Here is a 21,975-nt window from a genome sequence, read left to right on the forward strand (position 1 = left end):
CGGAGAGACGGAGAACGGAGGCTGCGGATGTCCCGGGACGCCCGCTGGAAGGCGCTGCTGGAACTGCTCGTCGAGCGCGGCCGGCTGGAGGTCGAGGAGGCGGCGGCCGAACTGGAGGTGTCGGCGGCGACGATCCGCCGGGACTTCGACCAGCTCGCCGAGCAGCAGATGCTGGTGCGCACCCGGGGCGGGGCGGTGGTGCACGGGGTGTCGTACGAACTGCCCCTGCGCTACAAGACGGCCCGCCGCGCCTCCGAGAAGCAGCGGATCGCCAAGGCGGTGGCGGATCTCGTGGCACCGGGCGAGGCGGTCGGGCTGACCGGCGGCACGACCACCACGGAGGTGGCCCGCGCGCTGGCCGTACGTGGGGACCTCGGCACCGGCTCGCCGGCGCTGACCATCGTCACGAACGCCCTGAACATCGCCAACGAGCTTGCGGTACGTCCGCAGTTCAAGATCGTGGTGACGGGCGGGGTCGCGCGCCCGCAGTCGTACGAACTCATCGGTCCGCTCGCGGACGGCGTGCTCGGCCAGATCACGCTCGACGTCGCCGTCCTCGGCGTGGTCGCGTTCGACGTCACGCACGGCGCGGCGGCACACGACGAGGCGGAGGCGGCGATCAACCGGCTGCTGTGCGAGCGCGCCGAGCGGGTGATCGTGGCCGCGGACTCCAGCAAGCTCGGCCAGCGGGCGTTCGCCCGTATCTGCGCGACGGAACTGGTCGACACGCTCGTCACCGACACGGCGGTGGCGCAGGACACCGTGCGCCGCTTCGAGGAGGCGGGCATCCGCGTCCTCGCGGTGTGAGTCAGAAGCCGCTGCGGTCGGCGCTCACGAACCCCGCGCCGCGCTGGTCGTTGCAGCCGGCCACCGCCCGGTCGACCGGGTCGGGCCAGGCCTGCTGGGCCTGGAGCGCCACGCTCACGAGGGTCAGCAGCAGGTCGACGTCGCTCGCGGCGTCGAGCCTGAGGGTCACCCACTGCGAGCCCGGCACGATCCGGATGGCGCCCGTGTGCTTGAGGTCCCTGGCGAACCGCCGGATGGCCCGGTCGGTCAGCCGTAGATCGACATCACGGTCGGAGTGGAAGTGGGCGATCTCGCCCTGGGCCGAACACACGGCCTGTCCCAGGCCGCAGCTCGGGTCGGCCGGTCTCAGGTCCGGCCAGGTCGCCAGTTGCGCGAGCGCGCGCGAGGCCAACGTCATGGGCCCATCATGGCCTGCTCACCCGTCCGCAACCAGGTCGTGAGCAAGCATTAACCGAGCCGTGTCCATGACCGTTTCGGACGCCCCCAGGCGTGTCCCATCGCGAACTGGGCCTGCCCGACGCCCCGTTGACCACGTCGGACCGCACGAGGAGCCGGAAATCCTCCCTGGTCAGAGGCGCTTCAGGGGCACACTCCACCTATCGAACTCGGTATGACGAACAGCCTCACGTGTGACAACCCGCGCGCCTGTTCTCATTCTTCGGAGCCTCGGCGGGTGATGGCCAGCCACTCCGGCGCCTGCTCGGCGTCGCTGTAGTTGTCGTGCCAGTTCCACCATTCGTAGGGCGGGGTCTGGGGATAGCCCTCGGGCGAGTCCTCCCAGGTCTCCTGCCGTCCGAGGGCGGTCATGTCGAGATAGCTCCAGGTGCTCCCCATCGCCTCGTCACCACGGGAGTTGATGAAATAGGTGCGGAACACGTTTTCACCGGCGTGGATGAACGCGTTCGTGCCGTGCCACTCGTCCACACCGAAGTCGGCGTCGAAGTCGTCGGTCAGCGAGTACCAGGGAATCGTCCAGCCCATCCGCGCCTTCACCCGCTCGATGTCCGGCTGCGGCGCGCGAGAGGCGAAGACGAGGGTGGTGTCGCGGGCATTCAGATGAGCCAGGTTGCCCACGTGGTCGGCCACCATGGAGCAGCCGCGGCAGGCGTGGTCCGGCCAGCCGAACACGCCGGGCTCGAAGAACGCGCGGTAGACGATCAGCTGACGACGGCCGGCGAACAGGCCGAGCAGACTCACCTTGCCGTCGGGTCCGTCGAACTCGTACTTCTTCTCCACGGCCAGCCACGGCATCCGCCGGCGCTTGGCGGCCAGTGCGTCCCGGGCATGGGTCAGCTGCTTCTCTTCCACCAGCAGCTGCAGGCGCGCAGCCTCCCACTCTTCCGGCGAGACGATCGGAGGTGCCTTCATGACGGCGTTCACCTTCCAGGGAATGACCCGGGCGCCACTGCGGGCCCCGTGTCTCCAGGGTCGAACGCCACCGACGCGTTCGCATCTCCGGCAAGGTGAGGGAATTTCGAAGGAAGATTCGCAGGCAAAGAGGAATACCCACTCCTCGCCACTCTCAACGTATAGCGCACTGGGGGGCTTGCGGCAAGGCCCTGGTCGTGGCGCAGAATCGCTGGCCGAGGTCACAACCTGCGGAAACGGGAGACTCACAAAGTATGCGTGCTTTTGCCGAGGCCGGGCCTGACGCCGAGGTCGGAGCTGGTATCACGAACCCCCTGACCACCAGCGCGTTCGGCCTTCCCGACCGGCTCGCCCCGAAGGCCGACCCGGCGTTGATCGCCGGCGACGAGCGGCACTTCGCGGCCGTCACGGAGAGTCTTGAGCAGGCGATCGCCGAACTGTCCGACCGGCTCGACGACTTGCGCAAGGCGCCCGGTGGCAAGGGCCGGCAGGCACTGGACCGGGACCTGGAGATCCACCGGCTGACCGCTCGCCTGCGCACCCTGCGCCGCTTCGGCCTGGACCTGTGCCTCGGACACATCGTCAGCGCGGGCGACCCAGAGCCCGTGTACATCGGACGACTCGGACTCACCGACAGCGCGGGCCGTCGGCTGTTGCTCGACTGGCGCTCCCCCGCGGCCGAGCCGTTCTTCGCGGCGACCCACGCCAACCCGATGGGTCTGGCGAGCCGTCGCAGGTATCGCTGGACCGGCGGCCGGGTCAGCGACTACTGGGACGAGGTGTTCGTCACCGACGGGCTCGAAGGGCGTGCCGCGCTCGACGACCAGTCCGCCTTCATCGCCAGCCTGGGCAGCACCCGGTCGGCCCGGATGCGGGACGTGCTCGCCACCATCCAGGCCGACCAGGACGCGATCATCCGGGCGGGCTCCCGCGGCGCTCTCGTCGTCGACGGCGGTCCGGGTACGGGAAAGACCGTGGTCGCTCTGCACCGCACGGCACACCTCCTCTACTCCGACCCTCGCCTCGGTCACCGTCGGGGCGGCGTGCTGTTCGTCGGTCCGCACCAGCCGTACCTGAACTACGTCGCCGACGTCCTCCCCAGCCTCGGCGAGGAGGGCGTGCGGACCTGCACCCTGCGGGACCTGGTCACCGAGGGAGCCGGGGCGGCGGTCGAGAGCGATCCGGACGTGGCGCGGCTGAAGTCGACCGCGGGCATGGTGGAGGCCGTGGAGACGGCCGTCAGGTTCTACGAGGAGCCGCCCGGCGAGGGGATGACGGTCACGACCGACTGGGCCGACGTCCGGCTGAGCGCGGACGACTGGGCGGAGGCGTTCGAAGCAGGAGGAGCGGGTGCGCCGCACAACGAGGCGCGTGAGCAGATCTTCGACGAGCTGGTCTCGATCCTGCTCGACAAACTCGGCCGTGAGGACGTCACGCCCGACCGGCTCCGCACGGCGCTGCGGCGCGACGAGGAGCTGGTCACCGCCCTCCACCGGGCCTGGCCGCTGCTCGAAGCGGCCGACCTGGTCGGGGACTTGTGGTCGGTCCCCGCCTACCTGCGCAGGTGCGCGCCCTGGCTCGGCCCCGACGACGTACGCAAGCTGCAGCGCAAGGACGCGCCCCAGGCCTGGACGGTCTCCGACCTGCCGCTCCTGGACGCCGCACGGCAGCGGCTCGGGGACCCGGAGGCAGCGCGGCGCAAGCGCCGCCAGGAAGCCGCTCTCGCCGCCCAGCGCGAACGTATGGCCCAGGTCGTCGACAACCTGATCGCGGCCGACGACGACGGCGAGGGCCTCATGACCCAGCTGCGCCGAGAGGACTTCCAGCGCAATCTGGTCGACGAGTCCGAGCTGCCCACGCTCGACCCGGACCTGCTCGCAGGACCGTTCGCGCACATCGTGGTGGACGAGGCCCAGGAACTGACCGACGCGGAGTGGCAGATGCTGCTGCTGCGCTGCCCGTCCCGGAGCTTCACCATCGTCGGGGACCGCGCGCAGGCCAGGCACGGGTTCACGGAGTCGTGGCGGGAACGGCTCCAGCGCATCGGACTCGACCGGATCGACGTGGCCTCGCTGAGCATCAACTACCGGACGCCGGAAGAGGTCATGACGGAGGCCGAGCCGGTCATCCGGGCCGCGCTTCCGGACGCCAACGTGCCGACCTCCGTACGCAGCACCGGCGTCCCCGTCGTCCATGGATCCGTCGCGGACCTGGACTCGGTCCTCGACGCCTGGCTCGCTGAGCGCGCCGACGGGATCGCCTGCGTCATCGGCGATCCCACGTTCCGGGCGACGTCCCGCGTCCGGTCGCTCACCCCGGAGCTGTCGAAGGGGCTCGAGTTCGACCTGGTCGTCCTCATCGACCCGGAGAAGTTCGGCGAGGACATCGAAGGAGCGGTCGACCGCTACGTCGCGATGACCCGGGCGACGCAGCGACTCGTCGTCCTCACGAGCTCCTGACGTCGGCCGCCGAGGAAGTCGTGCCGTTCAACGACCCGAACGGCACGACCTCGTCGTGCAGGGTTCGGGGCAGCCCGAACAGCGAGAGGAGGCTGTTGTCGCAGAAGCGGGTGGCGGCGGAGATCCGTCGCCCTCCCGGCGAAAGCGACGCTGTTCGTCCACGACCGTGCTGGTGGTTCGCCCGTCCTCGTCCTCCCAGAGAATTTCCGCTGGGCCCACCTCGTTGACATCGGCGGCTTCACCGCGGTGATCAACATTCCGGAGCTGCCGCTGTCGCTCCGAGCAGTGCAGGAAGACCCGTGGCCCCACGTAGCGCAGTAGATCGGACATGTGGTCACCGGGCCCGTCACCAAGATCGTGCCGTTCGGCGTCTTCGTCCGCATCGAAGACAGGCAGGACGGCTTCGAGGGGCTGGTGCACACCGGCGAGCTGGATGAATCGCCCGAGGTCGTCATCGCGGTCGGTGACGCCCTCACTGTGAAGATCATCGATGTCGATCTCGCGCGCCGTTGCACCAGGATGTCTGCCAGGGGCCACCATGCTCGTTCTGGATGGCGGGGCCGTCGCCGGTGAGGCAGACGGGGCAGTAGCGGCAGGTGGTGCCGAACACTGCTGACTCCTGCTGACTCCTGTGGCACAAGGGGTGCCGGGTCCTCTTCCCGACCACGGACCGGCACCCCACCCAGTCTGCGTTTATGTCGTGAACAAACAAAACCCGGATGCCCAGCGAGAACACACCGCAAAGCACGCTTAGGATCCGGTCATGGCAGACATACCGGATGAATTGATCAAGCTGGAACGTTCCGCCGAAGAGGAGCGGGCCAGACTCGCCGGCCTGACCGGCGACGAGTACGACGAGCAGTGGCGCCGCTGGCGCACGGCATCGGAGGCCGTACAGGCGGCGATCACCACGCACGCCCAAGCGACCGGGGCCAGCCGGTACGACGTGGAACAGGCGGTGAAGTGCGCGGTGCGGCATGCGCAGGAGGATCCGGCTGTCGAGTAATGCGCGCCATGCGCCCCCGGGCATCACCGTGTGCGCAGCGCTGCGAGGCGATCTGTCTTGGTCAGCTGCGCCGGCCTTGATGAGGACGTGACGCCATGCGTGGGTCACGGAAGTCGCCGCTCGGGTTCGGATCCGAAGCGGTCGAACTCATCCTGACGCCCGTCGCCCTGGCCGCCACGGCCAAGGCCGTCAAGTGCCTGGCCGGGGAGATCCGGCTCAGTGGCTGACACCTCGCGGCCGGACGCCCCGCCGCCGTCGGGCCGTCGGCCAGCACAGACACGCTTGCCGGGTAGCGCACCCCGTCAAACCGCCTGCTGGTCGTTGAAGGCGACGACGGCGGTGGGGAGTTCGCCCTCGTCGAGCAGGCGCCGGGCCGCGCGCTCCCCGGACCGCTCGGTGTTGCAGCCGGACAGGATCCGGATGCGCTCCGCAAGGCCGCGCCGACGCATGACGTCCCGGTAGCCGCGGCAGCGGTCGGTGGCGATGACGCCCTTGCAACTGGCGGGCCCTACCGACCAGCTGCACCTAGGGTTTCGAAAGTGCTGGTCACAGCCACTCGTTGATGGCGGCGACCAGTACGGACGCCGCGTAGCGGACGGCGAGCTTGTCGTGTCTCGTGGCGACCGCGCGGTGGCGCTTGAGGCGATAGAGGCGATTGATTCCGCAATCCACCGCGTGGGGCTCTTTGTAGTCGACCTTGTCGAACTTCGGCGGCAGGCCACCGTGCGAACCGCGCTTCTTGCGGTTGGCGGGGTAATCAGGGCGTCCGGCGCGCTGTCCTCGAAGTCCTGCCAAAGACCGGGCGCAGGGTCCACGGCCATCGGCCAAACGACAGGTAGAGCAACTCCGGCAGCTGAACCTGCCGGAGGGGTTCTCGCGCTATGGGCTCGAGGTGCCTGTCAGCGGATAGGCCGCTACCGTCGAAAGAGGTGAGGTCGCGATTCAGGACACGTCCCGCGACGCGCTCCCGCAACGTTGGGCCTGCTGCCGGTAGACGTGCGTCCCTCGCTTTAACGTGGCGACCTCGACGACAGCGCCGCATCGGTCTTCGAGCGGCACCATCCAGCCATCGCCGGACCCCACGCTTCGGCGTGAGGCCGCGGGCATCCCTTTCGCGCTGGGACAGCGCGAGAACGTGGAAGAAAGAGCAGAACCATGCGAGTACATCGCGCCAAGCGTGCCTTCGCCTGCGTCGCGGCCGGCTTCCTGCTGGCCGGCGGCACCGCAATCGGAGTGGCGGGCACGGCCGCAGCAGCCGCCCCCGCCACGACGACCGTCTCGGTTCCCGCGGGTTGCTCGTGGCACAGCGGCTGGTACGACAGTGACCACCACTGGCACCAGGGCTATTGGGACTGCAACTCGAACGGGAACAACCGCTGACCTGCCCGCCGTCCGAGCGAGTGGCCGCTGGTACGACTCACCCTCAGGCTCTGCCGGGCGTTCAGCGGTCACCAGGGCGTGCGCCGGCCTGTGCATCCAGTACAGGGTCAGCGGAAACACAGCATGCAGACCTGCAGACACCCACGTATCGACGCTGGCCAGCGACTCAGAGGTGAGGACCCCCGCCACCTTGACGGACACAGCGACGGCCACGGCGAACAGGACATCACGGCGTGACCGGACAGCCCGGACAAGGGACAGGTCAACGGCCACCGGAACGGCGTAGGACGGCCAGCCGGGTACTCCGTGCCGCGCCGTGGCGGGAGAAGTTCCGGAATCTGACGTGCCGTCAGTCGGCCTCGGCCAGCATCCGGGCCAGCACCGCGCGCTGTATCGGCCGTACCTCGCCGTGCAGCGCGCGCCCTTTGCCCGTCAGCATCACGCGCACCCCGCGCCGGTCCTCCGGGCACATGGCCCGCTCGACGAGGCCCTCCTTCTCCAGGCGGCCGATCAGCCGGGACAGGGCACTCTGGCTCAGGTGGACCCGTTCCGAGATCTCCTGGACCCGGTAGGCGCTGCCGCCGTCCGCCGCCGCACACTCGGCGAGCAGGTCGAGGACCTCGAAGTCACTGGCGCACAGGCCGTGTCCGTGCAGCGTCCGGTCCAGCTCGCACTGGGTGCGGGCATGCAGCGCGAGGATGCCCCGCCACCGCTCCACGAGCGCCTGCTCAGCCCTGTTCGCCGCCATGGGCGCACCGTAGCAGAGAATCAAGATTGTTGCATTGGAATTAAATGCATTTGCATCCGATGCATACGCATGTAGTGTCGTCGGCATGACCTCTCCGCTCACCACCCCCGCGGCCCCGTCCTCGACGGTTCGCTGGACTCCCCGGCTGTGGGGCACCCTGCTGGTGCTGTGCGCCGCGATGTTCCTGGACGCGCTCGACGTGTCGATGGTCGGCGTCGCGCTGCCGTCCATCGGCTCCGATCTCCATCTGTCCACGTCGACGCTGCAATGGATCGTCAGCGGCTACATCCTGGGATACGGAGGCCTGCTCCTCCTCGGCGGCCGCACCGCCGACCTGCTTGGCCGACGCCAGGTGTTCCTGGTGGCCCTCGGTGTCTTCGCGCTCGCCTCGCTGCTCGGCGGGCTCGTGGACTCGGGCCCGCTGCTGATCGCCAGCCGCTTCATCAAGGGCCTTAGCGCGGCCTTCACGGCACCGGCCGGCCTGTCGATCATCACCACGACGTTCCCGGAGGGCCCGCTGCGCAACCGCGCGCTCTCCATCTACACCACCTGCGCCGCCACCGGCTTCTCGATGGGCCTGGTCCTCTCCGGCCTGCTCACCGAGGCGAGCTGGCGCTTCACGATGCTGCTGCCCGCGCCCATCGCGCTGATCGCGCTCGCCGCCGGTCTCAAGCTGCTGCCGCGCAGCGCACGCGAGAAGACCCACGCCGGCTACGACATCCCGGGCGCCGTCATCGGCACCGCGTCGATGCTGCTGCTGGTCTTCACGGTCGTGCAGGCGCCCGAGGCCGGCTGGGCCTCCGCCCGTACGCTGCTGTCCTTCCTGGCCGTCGCCGTCCTGCTGACCGCGTTCGTCCTGGTCGAGCGGCGCTCACCGAGCCCGCTCGTCCGGCTCGGGGTGCTGCGCTCGGGCAGCCAGGTGCGCGCCCAGCTCGGCGCGGTGGCCTTCTTCGGTTCGTATGTCGGGTTCCAGTTCCTGACGACCCTGTACATGCAGTCCCTGCTCGGCTGGTCCGCGCTGCACACGGCGCTCGCCTTCCTGCCGGCGGGTGCGCTGGTGGCGGTGTCCTCGACGAAGGTCGGCGCGATCGTCGACCGGTTCGGCACCCCGCGGCTGATCGCGACCGGCTTCGCGCTGATGGTCGCCGGGTACGCGCTGTTCCTGCGCGTCGACCTGGACCCGGTGTACGCGGCCGTCATCCTGCCGTCGATGCTGCTGATCGGCGCGGCCTGCGCGCTGGTCTTCCCCTCGCTCAACATCCAGGCCACCAACGGGGTGGAGGACCACGAGCAGGGCATGGTCTCCGGTCTGCTCAACACGTCGGTGCAGGTGGGCGGGGCGATCTTCCTGGCCGTCGTGACGGCCGTGGTGACCGCGGCCGCGCCGGCCGACGCCACCCCGCAGGCCGTCCTCGACAGCTACCGGCCGGGCTTCATGGTCGTCACGGGCATCGCCGTGGCCGGCCTGCTGATCACCCTCACCGGGCTGCGCAGCCGTCGCGCCCAGCCGTCGATCGTGGTCGCCGGATCCACCGTGAAGGAGGCGGAAGCGGAGCGCGTGGCGGTCCGTGACTAGGGGGAACGCCTCCAAGCGTGCGCCCGGCGGGAGTTGGTTGTCCCGCCGGGCGCACGTCTGTGAAACTGGCCGGATGGACACATACGGGGGACGGCGTAACAAGGCCCAGCAGGACGCGGCCACGGTGGAGATCGGATACGCGCTGGTCAGTGCCACCTTCGCGGCAGCCGTGGTGTTCGGGGCCATCGCCGGGCCGGCGCTGCTCTTCGATCTTCCGCAGCTGCTCGGTGCCGCCCTGCTACGGCTCGGCCTGACGGTCGCTGCGGTGGTCTTCGTGGCCCGGGTGGTGAGTGTGCTGGTCCGCTTCCGGCGGGAGCGTCAGCCGAGCCAGCCGGGCCGTACCAGTCCCGACTCGTAGGCGAGGACGACGAGTTGGGCGCGGTCCCGGGCGCCCAGCTTGACCATCGTGCGGCTCACGTGGGTCTTGGCCGTGAGCGGACTGACCACCAGGCGGCGGGCGATCTCCTCGTTGGACAGGCCGATGCCGACCAGCGCCATCACCTCCCGCTCCCGCTCGGTGAGCTGGGCGAGCGTGTCCGCGGCCGCGGGCTCCTTGGAGCGGGCCGCGAACTCGGCGATGAGCCGGCGGGTGACCCCCGGGGACAGCAGCGCGTCCCCCTCCACCACCGCCCTTACGGCGCGCGCGAGTTCGTCCGGCTCGGTGTCCTTCACCAGGAATCCGGAGGCGCCCGAACGGATCGCCTCGAAGACGTACTCGTCGAGTTCGAAGGTGGTGAGCATGACCACCTTCACGTCCTTCAGCTCCGCGTCCCCGGAGATGCGGCGAGTCGTGGCCAGGCCGTCCAGTCTAGGCATGCGGATGTCCATCAGGACGACGTCGGGCCGCAGTTCGCGTACCCGGCGCAGGGCCTCCTCGCCATCGGCCGCCTCCCCCGCGACCTCGATGTCCGGCTGTGCGTCGAGCAGTGCCTTGAAACCGGCCCGCACGAGCGACTGGTCGTCGGCGAGCAGTACCCGGATCACTGGTCCTCCCTGGTGCGCAAGGGCAGTACGGCGAGCACCCGGAAGCCGCCGTCGGCGCGCGGGCCCGCCTCGATGGTGCCGCCCAGCGCGGCCGCCCGCTCCCGCATGCCGGCCAGCCCGTTCCCGCTGCCGCCGGCGTCGGCTCCGGTCGCGGGCCCGTCGTCGTCGATGCGCAGCCGGAGTTCGCCGCCGTCGTGCTCGAACCGCACCCGCGCGTGCCTCGATCCGGAGTGCCGTACGACGTTGGTCAGGGCCTCCTGCACGATACGGAAGACCGCGAGGCCGGCGCCGGGCGGCAGGTGCGGAGCCTCACCCTGGACGTCGACCGTCAGTCCGGCGGCCGCCGCCTGTTCGACCAGTTCCGGCAGCCGGTCGAGGCCGGGCGCGGGGGCGCGCGGCGCGGCGCCCGGTGCACGCAGGGTGTCGAGCACCTGGCGCACCTCGCCGAGGGCCTCCTTGCTGGCCGCCTTGATCGTGGTGAGCGCGGCGCGCGCCTGTTCGGGGTCGCTGTCCAGCAGCGCGAGGCCCATGCCCGCCTGGACGTTGATGACGGAGATGCTGTGCGCGAGTACGTCGTGCAGCTCGCGGGCGATCCGCAGCCGCTCCTCGTCGGCGCGCCGCTTGGCGGCCTGGGCGCGGTCCGCGCGCTCGCGCGCCCACTGCTCGCGCCGTACCCGGGCGAGTTCGGAGAGCGCGACGATGGCCAGCACCCAGGTGGCGACGACGAGCTCCTGCCCCACGCTCGCCGCCGTGTCGCCCTCGGGCGGAAGCCGGCGGTAGAGCCAGAGCGCGACCAGGGCGTGCCCGGCCCACAGCAGGCCGACGGCCGCCCAGGCGGCCCGCCGGTGCCCGGCGACGACGGCGCTGAAGCAGCTGACCGCGACTGTCAGGAAGACCGGGCCGTAGGGGTAGCCCGCACCCAGGTAGACCAGGGCCGCCGCCGCCGTACCGAAGACGACGGCCACGGGATGGCGGTGCCGCCACAGCAGCAGGAGCGAGGCCACGAGCAGCAGCACGCGCGCGTACCCGTCGAGCTGCTCCCGGTGGGGCTGCGAGTGTGCGGCGAAGTTCGAGCCGACGAGGACGAACGCGGTGACCAGCGCCGTGGAGCGCCAGGGCAGGCGGGCGGGGTGCGACTCCGGTTCGTCGGGCCTGTTCCCCCACGGGGGCCCGTACCGCCACCAGTGCGAGGGACCGCCTCCGCGCTGCTCTTCCATGCCCGCCACGCTAGACGCCGGCGGCCCGTGCGGACGTCAGCCGGGCGAGGTGATCACGGATACTCCCCGGGGAGTACGACCGCTCAGCGCCCGCCGGCCAGCCCCTCCACCTCGGCGGTGAACAGCAGCTCGGGGTCGAAGCCCATGCCCGTGAAGTGGCCGGCGAGTTCCAGGGAGAGCATCCCGTGCAGACGCGTCCAGAAGGCCAGGGCCCGGCGCAGGACGTGCGGCGGGGCAGGGTGGTCGCCGGCCCACTGGCGGTGGTCGGCGAGGTGGGTCTCGAGCACGTCGGGTGACGCGGTCCCGGGCTCCTCGGCCGCGCACGCGTCGAGCAGGGCCGCCATGATCTCCCGGGCGATCGCGGTGGTGTCGTCCGGCGCCTGGTAGCCGGGGACCGGTGTGCCGTAGACGAGGAAGTAGCGCTGGGGGTCCTCCAGCGCCCAGCGGCGCAGCGCCCGGGCCAGGCCGGGCAGCCCCGAGCCCGTGCCGGCCGCGGCGCGGAAGGTGTCCGCCAGGCTGCGGTAGGCGTCCCGGACCAGCTCGGTGATCAGGTCGTCCCGGCCGCCGAAGTACCGGTAGAGCGCCGGGCCGCTCATGCCCAGCTCCTTGGCGATGGCGTTGAGGGACAGCCCCGACGCCCCCGCCGTGGCGATCTGCTCCCAGGCCCGCGCCTTGATCTCCGCCCGCACCTGGCTGCGGTACCGCTCCCGGGGACTTGCCGCGCCTGCCGCCATCGCCCTCACGCTCCTCGTCTTCGGGGTTTCAACCTATCACTGACGAGAGAGGGCGTAACGAACATGTGGGCGAGAGCTTGACACCGGAGAAAGGGAGCGTCATTTTAGTTATAGCTTCTAACTCAAGCGAAGCGCTCTAGCACCCCTTCTCCCGTCCGGAGGTCGTCATGGAAGGCGTCACCATGGAAAGCAAGGAACTCGTCGAGGTCGTCCTGCCGGGCACGGTGGAACCCGAGGAGCTGCAGCTCCGACGCCGGGACATCCCGCTGCCGGGTGCCGGGCAGATCGTGGTGCGGGTGGAGGCCACCGGGGTGTCCTTCGCGGAGCAGCAGATGCGCCGTGGCCGCTACTACGACCAGCCGCCGTTCCCGTTCGTGCCCGGCTACGACCTGGTCGGGACGGTCCTCACCGCCGGCACCGGCGTCGCGCCGGGACTCGTCGGCAAGCGGGTGGCGGCACTGGTCAAGGTGGGCGGCTGGACCAGCCACGTGGTGCTCGACGCGGGCGACGCGGTGGAGGTGCCGGCCGGGATCGGCGCGGCGGAGGCCGAGACACTGGTGGTCAACGGGATCACCGCGTGGCAGATGCTGCACCGCAAGGCCCGGGTGCGCAGCGGCGGGACGGTCCTCGTCCACGGCGCCAACGGGGGTGTCGGCACGGTCCTGGTCCAACTGGCGCGCGCGGCGGGCCTGAAGGTGATCGGCACGGCCTCCGCACGCCACCACGAGGCCCTGCGCGAGCTGGGAGTCACCCCCGTCGACTACCGCACCGAGAACGTTCCGGCACGGGTCCGGGAACTCGCCCCCGGCGGGGTCGACGCCGTCTTCGACCACCTCGGCGGGCGCAGCGTCACAGACTCCTGGCGGCTGCTCGCCCCCGGCGGGACCCTCGTCGCCTACGGCAGCGCCACCACCCGGGACGACACGGGCTCCAAGCAGTGGCCCGTCCTGAAGATCCTCGGCCGGGTGTGGTGGTGGAACGCGCTGCCGAACGGCCGCCACGCGTACTTCTTCAACGTCTGGGCGGGTCGCGCCCTGAACAAGGAGCGCTTCCGGAGCCGGCTGCGCACCGACCTCACCCAGGTGTTCCACGCCCTGGAGCGCGGCGAGGTCACCGCGCGGATCGCCGCCCGGCTGCCGCTCACCGAGGTCGCGCAGGCGATGCGACTGGCGGAGTCCGGCACGGTGACCGGGAAGGTCGTCCTGATTCCCGGGGCATAGGTGAGGCCGGGAGCAGGGCTCGGACCACGACTGTCAGGAGCGGAGTCCCACACCGTGGGCGAGCCGGGCGGCCGCGTACCGGAAGAAGGTCTCCCGGTCCTCCACGACCCGGTGGAACTGCCCGAACAGCTCGAACCCGACCAGACCGAACAGCTGGGCCCAGGCCGCCACCAGCGCCACGGCCGCCTCGGGAGGCAGGTCGGGTGCCAGGTCCGCCGCCATGCGCTCGGCCTCGGGGCGTACCTCGGCCGGCAGGGGCAGGTCGGCGAGGCCGGGACCCCCGTGGGCGTCACGGACGACGCCGATGAGGAGCAGGCCGACGCGGGAGGCCGCCGGGACGGTGGTCTCGGGGGCGGCGTAGCCGGGGACGGGCGATCCGTAGATCAGGGCGTACTCGTGCGGATGGGCGAGGGCCCAGGTGCGCACCGCCTCGCACACGGCCGTCCAGCGCCGCACGTGGTCCGCGTCGGCGACCGCCCCGTGGGCCGCCTCCGCCACCTCGCCGAGGGAGTCGTAGGCGTCGATGATCAGCGCGGTCAGCAGCTCGTCGCGGCTGGGGAAGTAGCGGTAGAGCGCCGAGGAGACCATGCCCAGTGCGCGAGCCACAGCCCGCAGCGAGAGCTTGGCCGCACCTTCCGCCGCGAGCTGCCTGCGCGCCTCGTCCTTGATGGCGGCGGTGACTTCGATCCTGGCCCGCGCGCGGGCGCCCTGTGCGGTGCTCATGCCAGCAGTGTGCCACGAGGGCAGAGCGGTGCACACAAACGAGAGCGCCGAACAAAAACGAGAGCGGTGCTCTTGCATTGGCGTGCCCGTCTCCCCCACACTGGAGTCAAGCGAGAGCACCGCTCTCCCAACAGTGGGGGTCCGTCACCATGTCGTCGTCTTCGCCGTACTACCTGAAGAGCAGCCCGCTGACCGTGCGCATGAACAGGATCGTCGCCTGGCTCGCCCGGCACGGGCTCAGCATCGCGGGCTCCGCCGAGCTGTCGGTGCGCGGCCGCAAGAGCGGCGCTATGCAGCGCGTCCCGGTCAACCCGCACACCTACGAGGGCGAGCAGTACCTGGTCTCGGCGCGCGGCCACTCCCAGTGGGTGCGCAACATGCGGGCCGCGAACGGCGGGGAGCTGCGGGTGGGCCGCAAGGTGCGCGGGTTCACCGCGCTGGAGCTTCCCGACGAGGAGAAGCTCCCGATCCTGCGCGCCTACCTGGAGAAGTGGGGCTGGGAGGTCAAGGACTACTTCGCGGGAGTCACGGCCAAGTCGACCGACGACGAGATCCTCGGGATCGCCCCCGACCACCCGGTCTTCCGGATCACCGTCACGAAGTGACGGGGTCCTCCGCCTCGATCGCCGGCCCCCGGTCCAGCGCGGTCAGGGCACGCTGGGCGATCGGGTGCGCCCGGACCAGCTCGCCCAGGGACGTCGAGCCCTGTGTGATGTCCTTGAAGGCCCGCCAGGCGGGGCGGAAGCCGGTGAGGGCCGCGTGGAAGATGCCGGGACGGCGCTCGAACGCGGCCAGCATGCGCTTGCCGACACTCATCTCCACGCCGAGCCCGGCCTTGATCGCGAACGCGTAGTTCAGGGCCTGGCGACGGGTGTCGACGGCGTCGTGCGCCTCGGCGATCCGGACCGCCCACTCCCCCGCCAGCCGGCCCGAGCGCAGCGCGAAGGAGATGCCCTCGCGGGTCCACGGCTCCAGCAGGCCCGCCGCGTCCCCGCAGACCAGCACCCGGCCGCGGGAGAGCGGCGAGTCGTCGGCACGGCAGCGCGTCAGATGCCCGGAGGAGATGCTCGGCTCGAAGCCGGCCAGCCCGAGCCGGGCGACGAAGTCCTCCAAGTACCGCTTGGTGGCGGCGCCTTCGCCGCGCGCCGAGATCACACCGACCGTCAGGGTGTCGCCCTTCGGGAAGACCCAGCCGTAACTGCCCGGCATGGGGCCCCAGTCGATGAGCACCCGCCCCTTCCAGTCCTCGGCGACCGTCTCCGGGACCGGGATCTCCGCCTCCAGGCCGAGGTCGACCTGGTCCAGCTTCACCCCGACGTGCGCCCCTATGCGGCTGGCGCTGCCGTCGGCGCCGACGACCGCGCGGGCCAGGACCGTCTCCCCGCCCTGGAGCACCACGGCGACCGTCCGCCGGTCCGGCACCGCGGAGCCGTGCTGCTCGACGCGCTGCACCGTCACGCCCGTCCGCAGTTCGGCGCCCGCCTTCTGGGCGTGCTCGACCAGCTGCTGGTCGAACTCGGGCCGGTTGATCAGCCCGAACAGCATCTGCTTGGAGCGGCGGGTGCGGGTGAAGCGCCCGTTGTTCGAGAACGTCACCGCGTGCACACGGTCCTGGAAGGGCAGCTCGAAGCCGGGCGGCAGCGCGTCGCGCGAGGGGCCGATGATGCCGCCGCCGCAGGTCTTGTAACGCGGCAGCTCGGCCTTCTCCAGCAACAGCACGCGCCGCCCCGCGACCGCTGCCGCGTAGGCGGCCGAGGCCCCCGCGGGTCCCGCGCCCACCACGACGACGTCCCACACCCGCTGCACGTCGTCCGCCGAAGAGTTCTCGCCGCTCACGATGGTCTACTGCTCCGATCAAGCCGCTGCCGCACCTGTCCCCCGCATCCTACGGCGACCGTCGTCGCAGGCCACTGTGGGAGGATCGGTCTATCCAGCCGTACAACGTCGCACCCACGAGGAGCGTGCCCATGTCGTCGAATCCGGTCGCCGAAACCGTCGCCTCGCTGCTGCCCCGGGCGAAGGCGGAACTGACCGAACTGGTCGCCTTCAAGTCGGTGGCGGACTTCGCGCAGTTCCCGAAGAGCGAGAGCGAGGGCGCCGCGAACTGGATCGCCGACGCGCTGCGCGCCGAGGACTTCGTGGACGTGGCCGTCCTCGACACCCCGGACGGCACGCAGTCGGTGTACGGCTACCTGCCGGGGCCCGAGGGCGCCAAAACGGTTCTGCTCTACGCGCACTACGACGTGCAGCCGCCGCTGGACGAGGCCGGCTGGGATACCCCGCCGTTCGAGCTGACCGAGCGGGACGGCCGCTGGTACGGCCGCGGGAGCGCCGACTGCAAGGGCGGTGCGATCATGCACCTGCTCGCGCTGCGCGCCCTGAAGGCGAACGGCGGCATCCCCGTGCACGTGAAGGTGATCGTCGAGGGCTCCGAGGAGCAGGGCACGGGCGGCCTGGAGCGGTACGCCGAGCAGCACCCCGAGCTGCTGAAGGCGGACGCGATCGTCATCGGCGACGCGGGCAACTTCCGCGTGGGCCTGCCGACGGTGACCACCACCCTGCGCGGCATGACGCTGGTGCGGGTCCAGATCGACACCCTCGCCGGCAACCTGCACTCGGGCCAGTTCGGCGGCGCCGCCCCGGACGCGCTGGGCGCCCTGATCCGCGTCCTGGACTCGCTGCGGGCCGAGGACGGCTCGACCACCATCGACGGCCTCGACGCCGCGGCGCAGTGGGGCGGTCTCGAGTACACCGAGGAGCAGTTCCGCAAGGACGCCAAGGTGCTGGACGGGGTCGGTCTGATCGGTGACGGCTCGGTCGCCGACCGCATCTGGGCCCGCCCGGCCGTCACCGTCCTCGGCATCGACTGCCCGCCGGTGGTGGGCGCCACCCCGTCGGTGCAGTCGAGCGCCCGCGCCCTGATCAGCCTGCGGGTGCCGCCGGGCGTCGACTCCGCCGAGGCCACCAAGCTGCTCCAGGCCCACATCGAGGCCCACACGCCGTGGGGCGCCCGGGTGAGCACCGAGCAGATCGGCCAGGGCCAGCCGTTCCGCGCCGACCCCTCCAGCCCGGCCTACCGAGCCATGGCCGACGCCATGGCGGTCTCCTACCCGGGCGAGACCATGCAGTACGCCGGCCAGGGCGGCACCATCCCGCTGTGCAACACCCTCGCCTACCTCTACCCCGAGGCGGAGATCCTGCTGATCGGCCTGAGCGAGCCGGAGGCACAGATCCACGCGGTCAACGAGAGCGTGTCCCCCGAGGAACTGGAGCGGCTGTCGGTCGCCGAGGCGCTGTTCCTGCGCAACTACGCGGCGGGCTAGGCTCTGTCGTCAGATTCCCGTCGTCCGCCCGCAGGGCGGGCCCGGCGGCGGCGATGGGTGCCCCCGCGCGAGCGTGGGGGAGCGTGCGATCGCAAGGCGCCGGAGCGCCCTCGATGGGGGTGCCCCCGCTCGAAGCGAAGTCGAGAGTGGGGGAAGAGCCACCTGGGCGGTTCGGCAACTCGGCATGGGGGTCCCCGCGCGAGCGAAGCCGAGCGTGGCGGAGTGCGTGCCAGACGCCGCCGGCGCGGGAACTCGACAACAGGGCCTGCTTCTGCCGACGGCAGAGCGCCCTCGCCCGACGGCGGGGGCGCTGCCTAGCGTCGGCACATGGACGTCATCGAACTGCTCCCCCGCCTCCACCTCCTGCGCTTCCCGGTCGGCCAGGCCTACCTCTGGCACGACGGCGCGGAGTCCACGCTGATCGACACGGGGGCGATCGGCGCGGGCCCCGCGATCGCCGACGCGCTCACCGCGCTGGGCCGCGCCCCCGGGGACGTACGACGGATCGTGCTGACCCATTTCCACGAGGACCACGCGGGCGGAGCGGGCGAGTTCACCGCGCTCAGCGGCGCCGAGGTACTGGCCCACGACCTGGACGCACCGTTCGTCCGGGGTGAACTCCCGGGCCCGCCGCCGCGGTTCGAGGGCTGGGAGCTGCCGGTCCACGCGGAGGTGTCCCGGCACCTTCCCCAGGGCGAGCCCGTGCGCCCGCGGAGCGTCACTCCCGTGTCCGACGGTGACGTGCTCGACTTCGGCGGCGGTGCGCGGGTGGTCCATGTGCCGGGGCACACGGACGGCAGCATCGCGCTGTTCCTTCCCGACGAGGGCGTGCTGTTCGCGGGTGACACGGTGGCGGCCTCGCCGGTCGACGGGGCGGTGATGCCGGGCGTGTTCAACCTCGACGGGTCCCAACTCCGTCGCTCTCTCGGTCGGTTGGCCGCCCTCGACGCGGACGTGGCCTGCTTCGGGCACGGTGACCCGGTGGTGGGCAGGGCTTCGGCCGCACTTCGGAGAGCGGCGGACAGCCACCCGCCCACCGGCTGATCATGGGGGCATGACCTCCGCCGAACGCCTCGCCGCGCACACCCGCATCGCCCGTTCCCTCGCCCCGCTGGACGACCGGGAGCTGGTTGAGCTGGTCACGGCGGGCGAGCCGCTCGGCACGGGCATCGGCGGCAGAGCCGTACGCCTCCTGGTCGACGGCCGGCCGGTGTTCGTCAAGCGGGTACCGCTGACGGACCTGGAACGGCTGCCCGGGAACGAACGGTCGACAGCCAACCTGTTCGGCCTGCCGCCGTACTGCCACTACGGCATCGGCAGCCCGGGATACACCGCCTGGCGGGAACTGGCCGCGCACATGCTGACCACGGAGGGGGCGCTGGCCGGAGGCTTCCCGGGCTTCCCGCTGCTGCACCACTGGCGGGTCCTGCCCGACGAACCCCAGTCCCTTCCCGGCGAACTCGCCGACGTGGAGCGCGCCGTGGCCTACTGGGGCGCGGGCGTGCGGGAGCGCCTCGAGGCAATGCGGACGGCCTCCGCGAGCCTGACCCTTTTCCTGGAGCACGTCCCGCACACCCTGCACGACTGGCTGGACGCCGAACTGCGCACGGACCGCGCCGATTCGGCGTGCACCTGGGTGGCGGAGGGTCTGACGGAGCTGACCGACGCGCTGGAGTCGTACCGGCTCCTGCACTTCGACGCCCACTTCCGCAACATCCTGACCGACGGCCGCAGGCTGTACCTCACCGACTTCGGCCTCTCGCTCGGCTCCTCGTTCCAACTGGACGCCGACGAGCGGGAGTTCCTCGCCCGGCACCGGCACTACGACCGCGTCTACACCGCCTACCACCTGGTGATCTGGCTCGTCACCGCGCTGTACGGGTACGGCCGGGAGGAGCGCGAGGAGTACATCCGGGCGCTGGCCGCCGGTGCCCGGCCCGAGGGCATCCCCCGCGCCGCCGCCGAGCTGCTGACCCGGTACGCGCCCGTCGCCGCCGCCATGGGCGACTTCAGCCGGCCACTCGTGCGGGAGAGCCGGCTGACCCCGTACCCGGACGCGGAGCTGCGCCGCGCCTACAACAATTCGATGCTCTCGGCGTAGTGGCAGGCCACCGGGTTCCCGCCACCCCGGTCGGCGAGGGCCGGCACCTCCGCCACACAGGCCGTGCGCTCGCTCTCGGTGAGCCGGCCGGCGATCTTGGGGCAGCGGTGCGGCAGCGGGTGCGGAAGCGGCAGCCGCTCGGCGCGCGGGTCAGGCGGCCTGTCCGGCGACCGGCACGCCGGCCTCCAGATAGAGCGCGTCGCCGCGCTCACGGGCCCGCAGCGCCCAGCGCAGCCGTTCGTAGCGGACCGGCGGCAGCATGTCGGCGGCCTCCTGTTCGGTCGCGAAGCGCCAGGCGCGCAGCTCCGGCCCCGGCAGCAGCACCCGGGCCGCCGCGGCGGAGTCCAGCCGGCCGCCGTCGAAGAGCAGGCGCAGCCCGCCGAAGCCGGGGGGCACGGGCCGCTCCCAGTCCACGACGAGCAGCCGGGGCACCTCGCGCAGCCGTATGCCGGTCTCCTCGGCGACCTCGCGCATGCCGGCGCGGGCGGGGGCCTCACCACGCTCGACGACCCCCCCGGGGAACTCCCAGCCGGGCTTGTAGGTGGGGTCGACGAGCAGCACCCGGTCCTGCTCGTCGAAGAGGAGCACTCCGGCGGCGAGGGTCTCGGCGGTGGGTTCGGGGGTCTGCACGATGTCACAGGGGGGTACGGCGCCGCTGCCGACGGCATCGGCGATGCGCACGGCGGTCTCGTACGGGGTGAGGGTGCTGGTGTCCACGAGGTGGGCGTCGGCGGTGAGCCAGGCGGCGAGGGCGGCCCGGTAGGGCTCGATGTGGTCGTACGCCCACTGCCGCTGCCGTATCTCGCCGTCGGGCAGGTCCGGCGGGATCTCCCGCCCGGCTATCCGCTCGCGCAGGATCGTTTCCGCCGGGGCGAGGAGCAGATGGCGTACGGGGATCCGGCGGGCGGCGAGGCCGCCGAAGATCTCGTCGCGGTACTCCTGGCGCAGCAGGGTCATCGGGACCACCAGGGTCCCGCCCAGCTCGGCGAGCATCGCGGCCGCCGTGTCGATCACGAGCCGGCGCCAGATCGGCAGGTCCTGGAAGTCGCCGACCTCGGAGAGGCGCTTGGGCGGCAGCAGGTGCGAGAGCGCTCCACCGATGACCTCGGGGTCGAAGAGCGCGCTGTTCGGGATCAGTTCGATCAGTTCCCGTGCGGTGGTGGTCTTCCCCGCACCGAACGCGCCGTTGATCCAGACGACGGTCACGGACTCCCCCTCTTCTGTTGGCCCCCTGTGGCTTGCCCGCTCCACCCTGCCACGGAAACCACATCCAGTTGAGGGCGCGCACACGCGCGTGCCGGTGCCCCTCGCGTCGGGACACCGGCACAGGGTCCGGGCACCGGGCCGGGCTACTCCTGCCCTTGCGCGTGGTCGTCCACGGCGAAGCTGTCCTGGCTGACGATGTGGTCCACGTGGTCGAGGGTGCCGGAGACGTTGAGGTCACCGAGCGGTCCCTTGTCCGTGGCGTGCGAGGGGGTGACGGCGGCCACGACGAATCCGGTGGCGAGAGTGGCGAGGGCGAGCATGCTGCGCTTCTTCATGACCTGGAACAACTACTCAACCGCCCGGGGGTCACGCAAATCACGGCGAATCCGTTGCGTGGATCGACGGTGCTCCGGCGCGGCTGCGACCGGTCCTCCTCGTCGTCCCGGAACACCAGCCCCGGCAAGGTCACGAAGCCGGTGAACCCCATGCGCCAAGGGGCCGGGAGCGGCGGTCCCGGCGGAAACCCGTGGCCGCGGTGATCACTGCGCCGGTATCGTCCGTGTCCCGGCCCGCCGGAGGCAGGCGGACCACGACCAGGAGAACGACGGCCATGACCAGCCCCCGCCCGACGACCACCCTCTGGCGCCCCACCGGCCCCAAGGAGCTGGATCTGGTCCGGGAGCTGGCCTGGAGGGCCTGGCCGCCGCGGCTGCCCGAGCAGCCGATCTTCTACCCGGTTCTCAACGAGGACTACGCGATCAGGATCGCCCGGGACTGGAACGTCAAGCACGACGGCGCCGGGTTCGTCACGCGCTTCGAGGTCGACACGGAGTTCCTCGGCCGCCATCCCGTCCGACAGGCCGGCGGCGAGACGATCCTGGAGCTGTGGGTGCCCGCCGAGGAGCTGGACGAGTTCAACGCCCACATCGTGGGCCGGATCGAGGTCGTGCACGAGTTCCGGTGACGCCGCGGAAGGCCGGGCGAACCAACAGAACCGAACGTCCGACCTCTCCACCATCCCTCAAAATGCCCTGCAGTCAAGGGGGGTGACGGAGTATCGAACAACTTCGGCGCACCTCTTCCAACACAGTCCGACACGTCCTACCGTAAGCGCGCACCGATG

The 21,975-nt window shown here is 71.3% G+C and carries 25 protein-coding genes and 1 pseudogene; 14 read left to right on the forward strand and 12 right to left on the reverse strand.

Going from position 1 to position 21,975, the window contains the following annotated elements; all coding sequences use genetic code 11:
* Nucleotides 1–27: 27 nt before the first annotated feature.
* Nucleotides 28–807 (forward strand): DeoR/GlpR family DNA-binding transcription regulator, encoded by a 780-nt coding sequence (locus ACWC5O_RS07875; protein ID WP_450585960.1) that lies wholly within the window; start codon nucleotides 28–30, stop codon nucleotides 805–807.
* Between the two features lies 1 nt (nucleotide 808).
* Here the strand turns inward: ACWC5O_RS07875 and ACWC5O_RS07880 are convergent, their stop codons facing one another.
* Both ACWC5O_RS07880 and ACWC5O_RS07885 read right to left on the reverse strand, forming a co-directional pair.
* The gene (locus ACWC5O_RS07880) at nucleotides 809–1,204 is read right to left on the reverse strand and encodes a luciferase domain-containing protein (protein ID WP_450585958.1); all 396 of its coding nucleotides are present in this window, start codon (nucleotides 1,202–1,204) and stop codon (nucleotides 809–811) included.
* 254 nt (nucleotides 1,205–1,458) lie between these two features.
* Entirely contained in the window at nucleotides 1,459–2,175 is a 717-nt protein-coding gene (locus tag ACWC5O_RS07885; protein ID WP_450585956.1) for a DUF899 domain-containing protein, read from the reverse strand.
* A gap of 254 nt (nucleotides 2,176–2,429) precedes the next feature.
* On the opposite strand from ACWC5O_RS07885, the gene helR reads away from it, so the two are divergent.
* The 4 genes from helR to ACWC5O_RS07905 all read left to right on the forward strand — a co-directional run bounded on the left by helR (nucleotide 2,430) and on the right by ACWC5O_RS07905 (nucleotide 5,867).
* The gene (helR, locus tag ACWC5O_RS07890; protein WP_450585954.1) at nucleotides 2,430–4,634 is read left to right on the forward strand and encodes an RNA polymerase recycling motor ATPase HelR; all 2,205 of its coding nucleotides are present in this window, start codon (nucleotides 2,430–2,432) and stop codon (nucleotides 4,632–4,634) included.
* 330 nt (nucleotides 4,635–4,964) lie between these two features.
* Entirely contained in the window at nucleotides 4,965–5,207 is a 243-nt protein-coding gene (locus ACWC5O_RS07895) for a S1 RNA-binding domain-containing protein (protein ID WP_450585952.1), read from the forward strand.
* Nucleotides 5,208–5,397: 190 nt separating this feature from the next.
* Nucleotides 5,398–5,640, forward strand: coding sequence for a hypothetical protein (locus ACWC5O_RS07900; protein ID WP_450585951.1), 243 nt, complete (start codon nucleotides 5,398–5,400; stop codon nucleotides 5,638–5,640).
* A gap of 95 nt (nucleotides 5,641–5,735) precedes the next feature.
* Nucleotides 5,736–5,867 (forward strand): hypothetical protein, encoded by a 132-nt coding sequence (locus ACWC5O_RS07905; RefSeq protein WP_450585950.1) that lies wholly within the window; start codon nucleotides 5,736–5,738, stop codon nucleotides 5,865–5,867.
* Between the two features lie 75 nt (nucleotides 5,868–5,942).
* Here ACWC5O_RS07905 and ACWC5O_RS07910 read toward each other — a convergent pair whose 3' ends face one another.
* Nucleotides 5,943–6,287: a hypothetical protein gene (locus ACWC5O_RS07910; protein ID WP_450780941.1), complete on the reverse strand. Its 345-nt coding sequence runs from the start codon at nucleotides 6,285–6,287 to the stop codon at nucleotides 5,943–5,945.
* Nucleotides 6,187–6,393 (reverse strand): annotated as a pseudogene (locus ACWC5O_RS07915) (IS5 family transposase); the annotation flags it as partial. The gene ACWC5O_RS07910 and the pseudogene ACWC5O_RS07915, both read right to left, overlap by 101 nt.
* A 402-nt stretch (nucleotides 6,394–6,795) precedes the next feature.
* Here ACWC5O_RS07915 and ACWC5O_RS07920 point away from each other — a divergent pair.
* Nucleotides 6,796–7,020 (forward strand): hypothetical protein, encoded by a 225-nt coding sequence (locus ACWC5O_RS07920; protein WP_450585948.1) that lies wholly within the window; start codon nucleotides 6,796–6,798, stop codon nucleotides 7,018–7,020.
* Between the two features lie 349 nt (nucleotides 7,021–7,369).
* On the opposite strand, the gene ACWC5O_RS07925 is transcribed toward ACWC5O_RS07920, so the two are convergent.
* Entirely contained in the window at nucleotides 7,370–7,768 is a 399-nt protein-coding gene (locus ACWC5O_RS07925) for a MarR family winged helix-turn-helix transcriptional regulator (protein ID WP_450585946.1), read from the reverse strand.
* Between the two features lie 85 nt (nucleotides 7,769–7,853).
* Between ACWC5O_RS07925 and ACWC5O_RS07930 the strand changes: the two genes are divergently transcribed.
* On the forward strand, nucleotides 7,854–9,344 hold the full coding sequence (locus ACWC5O_RS07930; protein ID WP_450585945.1) for an MFS transporter: 1,491 nt from the start codon (nucleotides 7,854–7,856) through the stop codon (nucleotides 9,342–9,344).
* A 73-nt stretch (nucleotides 9,345–9,417) separates the two neighbouring features.
* A complete protein-coding gene (locus tag ACWC5O_RS07935) occupies nucleotides 9,418–9,702 on the forward strand; it encodes a DUF6332 family protein (protein WP_450585943.1) in 285 nt (94 codons plus the stop codon).
* Here ACWC5O_RS07935 and ACWC5O_RS07940 read toward each other — a convergent pair.
* The 3 genes from ACWC5O_RS07940 to ACWC5O_RS07950 form a co-directional block, all read right to left on the reverse strand.
* The gene (locus tag ACWC5O_RS07940) at nucleotides 9,663–10,328 is read right to left on the reverse strand and encodes a response regulator (protein WP_450585941.1); all 666 of its coding nucleotides are present in this window, start codon (nucleotides 10,326–10,328) and stop codon (nucleotides 9,663–9,665) included. The genes ACWC5O_RS07935 and ACWC5O_RS07940 overlap by 40 nt on opposite strands.
* Nucleotides 10,325–11,545, reverse strand: a complete 1,221-nt coding sequence (locus tag ACWC5O_RS07945; protein ID WP_450585940.1) for a sensor histidine kinase — start codon at nucleotides 11,543–11,545, stop codon at nucleotides 10,325–10,327. The genes ACWC5O_RS07940 and ACWC5O_RS07945 overlap by 4 nt, the downstream gene beginning before the upstream one ends.
* Before the next feature lie 83 nt (nucleotides 11,546–11,628).
* Nucleotides 11,629–12,279 (reverse strand): TetR/AcrR family transcriptional regulator, encoded by a 651-nt coding sequence (locus ACWC5O_RS07950; RefSeq protein ID WP_450585938.1) that lies wholly within the window; start codon nucleotides 12,277–12,279, stop codon nucleotides 11,629–11,631.
* Between the two features lie 182 nt (nucleotides 12,280–12,461).
* On the opposite strand from ACWC5O_RS07950, the gene ACWC5O_RS07955 reads away from it, so the two are divergent.
* Complete coding sequence (locus tag ACWC5O_RS07955; RefSeq protein WP_450585936.1) at nucleotides 12,462–13,499, forward strand: medium chain dehydrogenase/reductase family protein; 1,038 nt, start codon at nucleotides 12,462–12,464, stop codon at nucleotides 13,497–13,499.
* A gap of 33 nt (nucleotides 13,500–13,532) precedes the next feature.
* Here ACWC5O_RS07955 and ACWC5O_RS07960 read toward each other — a convergent pair whose 3' ends face one another.
* Nucleotides 13,533–14,222: a TetR/AcrR family transcriptional regulator gene (locus ACWC5O_RS07960; protein WP_450585934.1), complete on the reverse strand. Its 690-nt coding sequence runs from the start codon at nucleotides 14,220–14,222 to the stop codon at nucleotides 13,533–13,535.
* A gap of 149 nt (nucleotides 14,223–14,371) precedes the next feature.
* On the opposite strand from ACWC5O_RS07960, the gene ACWC5O_RS07965 reads away from it, so the two are divergent.
* Nucleotides 14,372–14,827: a nitroreductase family deazaflavin-dependent oxidoreductase gene (locus tag ACWC5O_RS07965; RefSeq protein ID WP_450585932.1), complete on the forward strand. Its 456-nt coding sequence runs from the start codon at nucleotides 14,372–14,374 to the stop codon at nucleotides 14,825–14,827.
* On the opposite strand, the gene ACWC5O_RS07970 is transcribed toward ACWC5O_RS07965, so the two are convergent.
* Nucleotides 14,817–16,058, reverse strand: coding sequence for a geranylgeranyl reductase family protein (locus tag ACWC5O_RS07970; RefSeq protein WP_450585930.1), 1,242 nt, complete (start codon nucleotides 16,056–16,058; stop codon nucleotides 14,817–14,819). The two genes, ACWC5O_RS07965 and ACWC5O_RS07970, sit on opposite strands and share 11 nt — an antisense overlap.
* A gap of 131 nt (nucleotides 16,059–16,189) precedes the next feature.
* Here ACWC5O_RS07970 and ACWC5O_RS07975 point away from each other — a divergent pair, with 131 nt between their 5' ends.
* From ACWC5O_RS07975 to ACWC5O_RS07985, 3 genes are all read left to right on the forward strand, one after another.
* Nucleotides 16,190–17,545, forward strand: coding sequence for a M20/M25/M40 family metallo-hydrolase (locus ACWC5O_RS07975; protein ID WP_450585929.1), 1,356 nt, complete (start codon nucleotides 16,190–16,192; stop codon nucleotides 17,543–17,545).
* Between the two features lie 327 nt (nucleotides 17,546–17,872).
* Nucleotides 17,873–18,589: an MBL fold metallo-hydrolase gene (locus ACWC5O_RS07980; RefSeq protein WP_450585927.1), complete on the forward strand. Its 717-nt coding sequence runs from the start codon at nucleotides 17,873–17,875 to the stop codon at nucleotides 18,587–18,589.
* A 10-nt stretch (nucleotides 18,590–18,599) separates the two neighbouring features.
* Complete coding sequence (locus ACWC5O_RS07985) at nucleotides 18,600–19,646, forward strand: protein kinase family protein (protein ID WP_450585925.1); 1,047 nt, start codon at nucleotides 18,600–18,602, stop codon at nucleotides 19,644–19,646.
* A 150-nt stretch (nucleotides 19,647–19,796) separates the two neighbouring features.
* On the opposite strand, the gene ACWC5O_RS07990 is transcribed toward ACWC5O_RS07985, so the two are convergent.
* Both ACWC5O_RS07990 and ACWC5O_RS07995 read right to left on the reverse strand, forming a co-directional pair.
* Complete coding sequence (locus ACWC5O_RS07990) at nucleotides 19,797–20,852, reverse strand: NUDIX hydrolase (RefSeq protein ID WP_450585924.1); 1,056 nt, start codon at nucleotides 20,850–20,852, stop codon at nucleotides 19,797–19,799.
* A gap of 143 nt (nucleotides 20,853–20,995) precedes the next feature.
* Nucleotides 20,996–21,187: a hypothetical protein gene (locus ACWC5O_RS07995; RefSeq protein ID WP_450585923.1), complete on the reverse strand. Its 192-nt coding sequence runs from the start codon at nucleotides 21,185–21,187 to the stop codon at nucleotides 20,996–20,998.
* Nucleotides 21,188–21,462: 275 nt separating this feature from the next.
* On the opposite strand from ACWC5O_RS07995, the gene ACWC5O_RS08000 reads away from it, so the two are divergent.
* A complete protein-coding gene (locus ACWC5O_RS08000) occupies nucleotides 21,463–21,816 on the forward strand; it encodes a hypothetical protein (RefSeq protein WP_450585921.1) in 354 nt (117 codons plus the stop codon).
* Nucleotides 21,817–21,975 lie beyond the last annotated feature (159 nt).

The sequence above is a fragment of the Streptomyces sp. NPDC001450 genome, assembly GCF_053597295.1.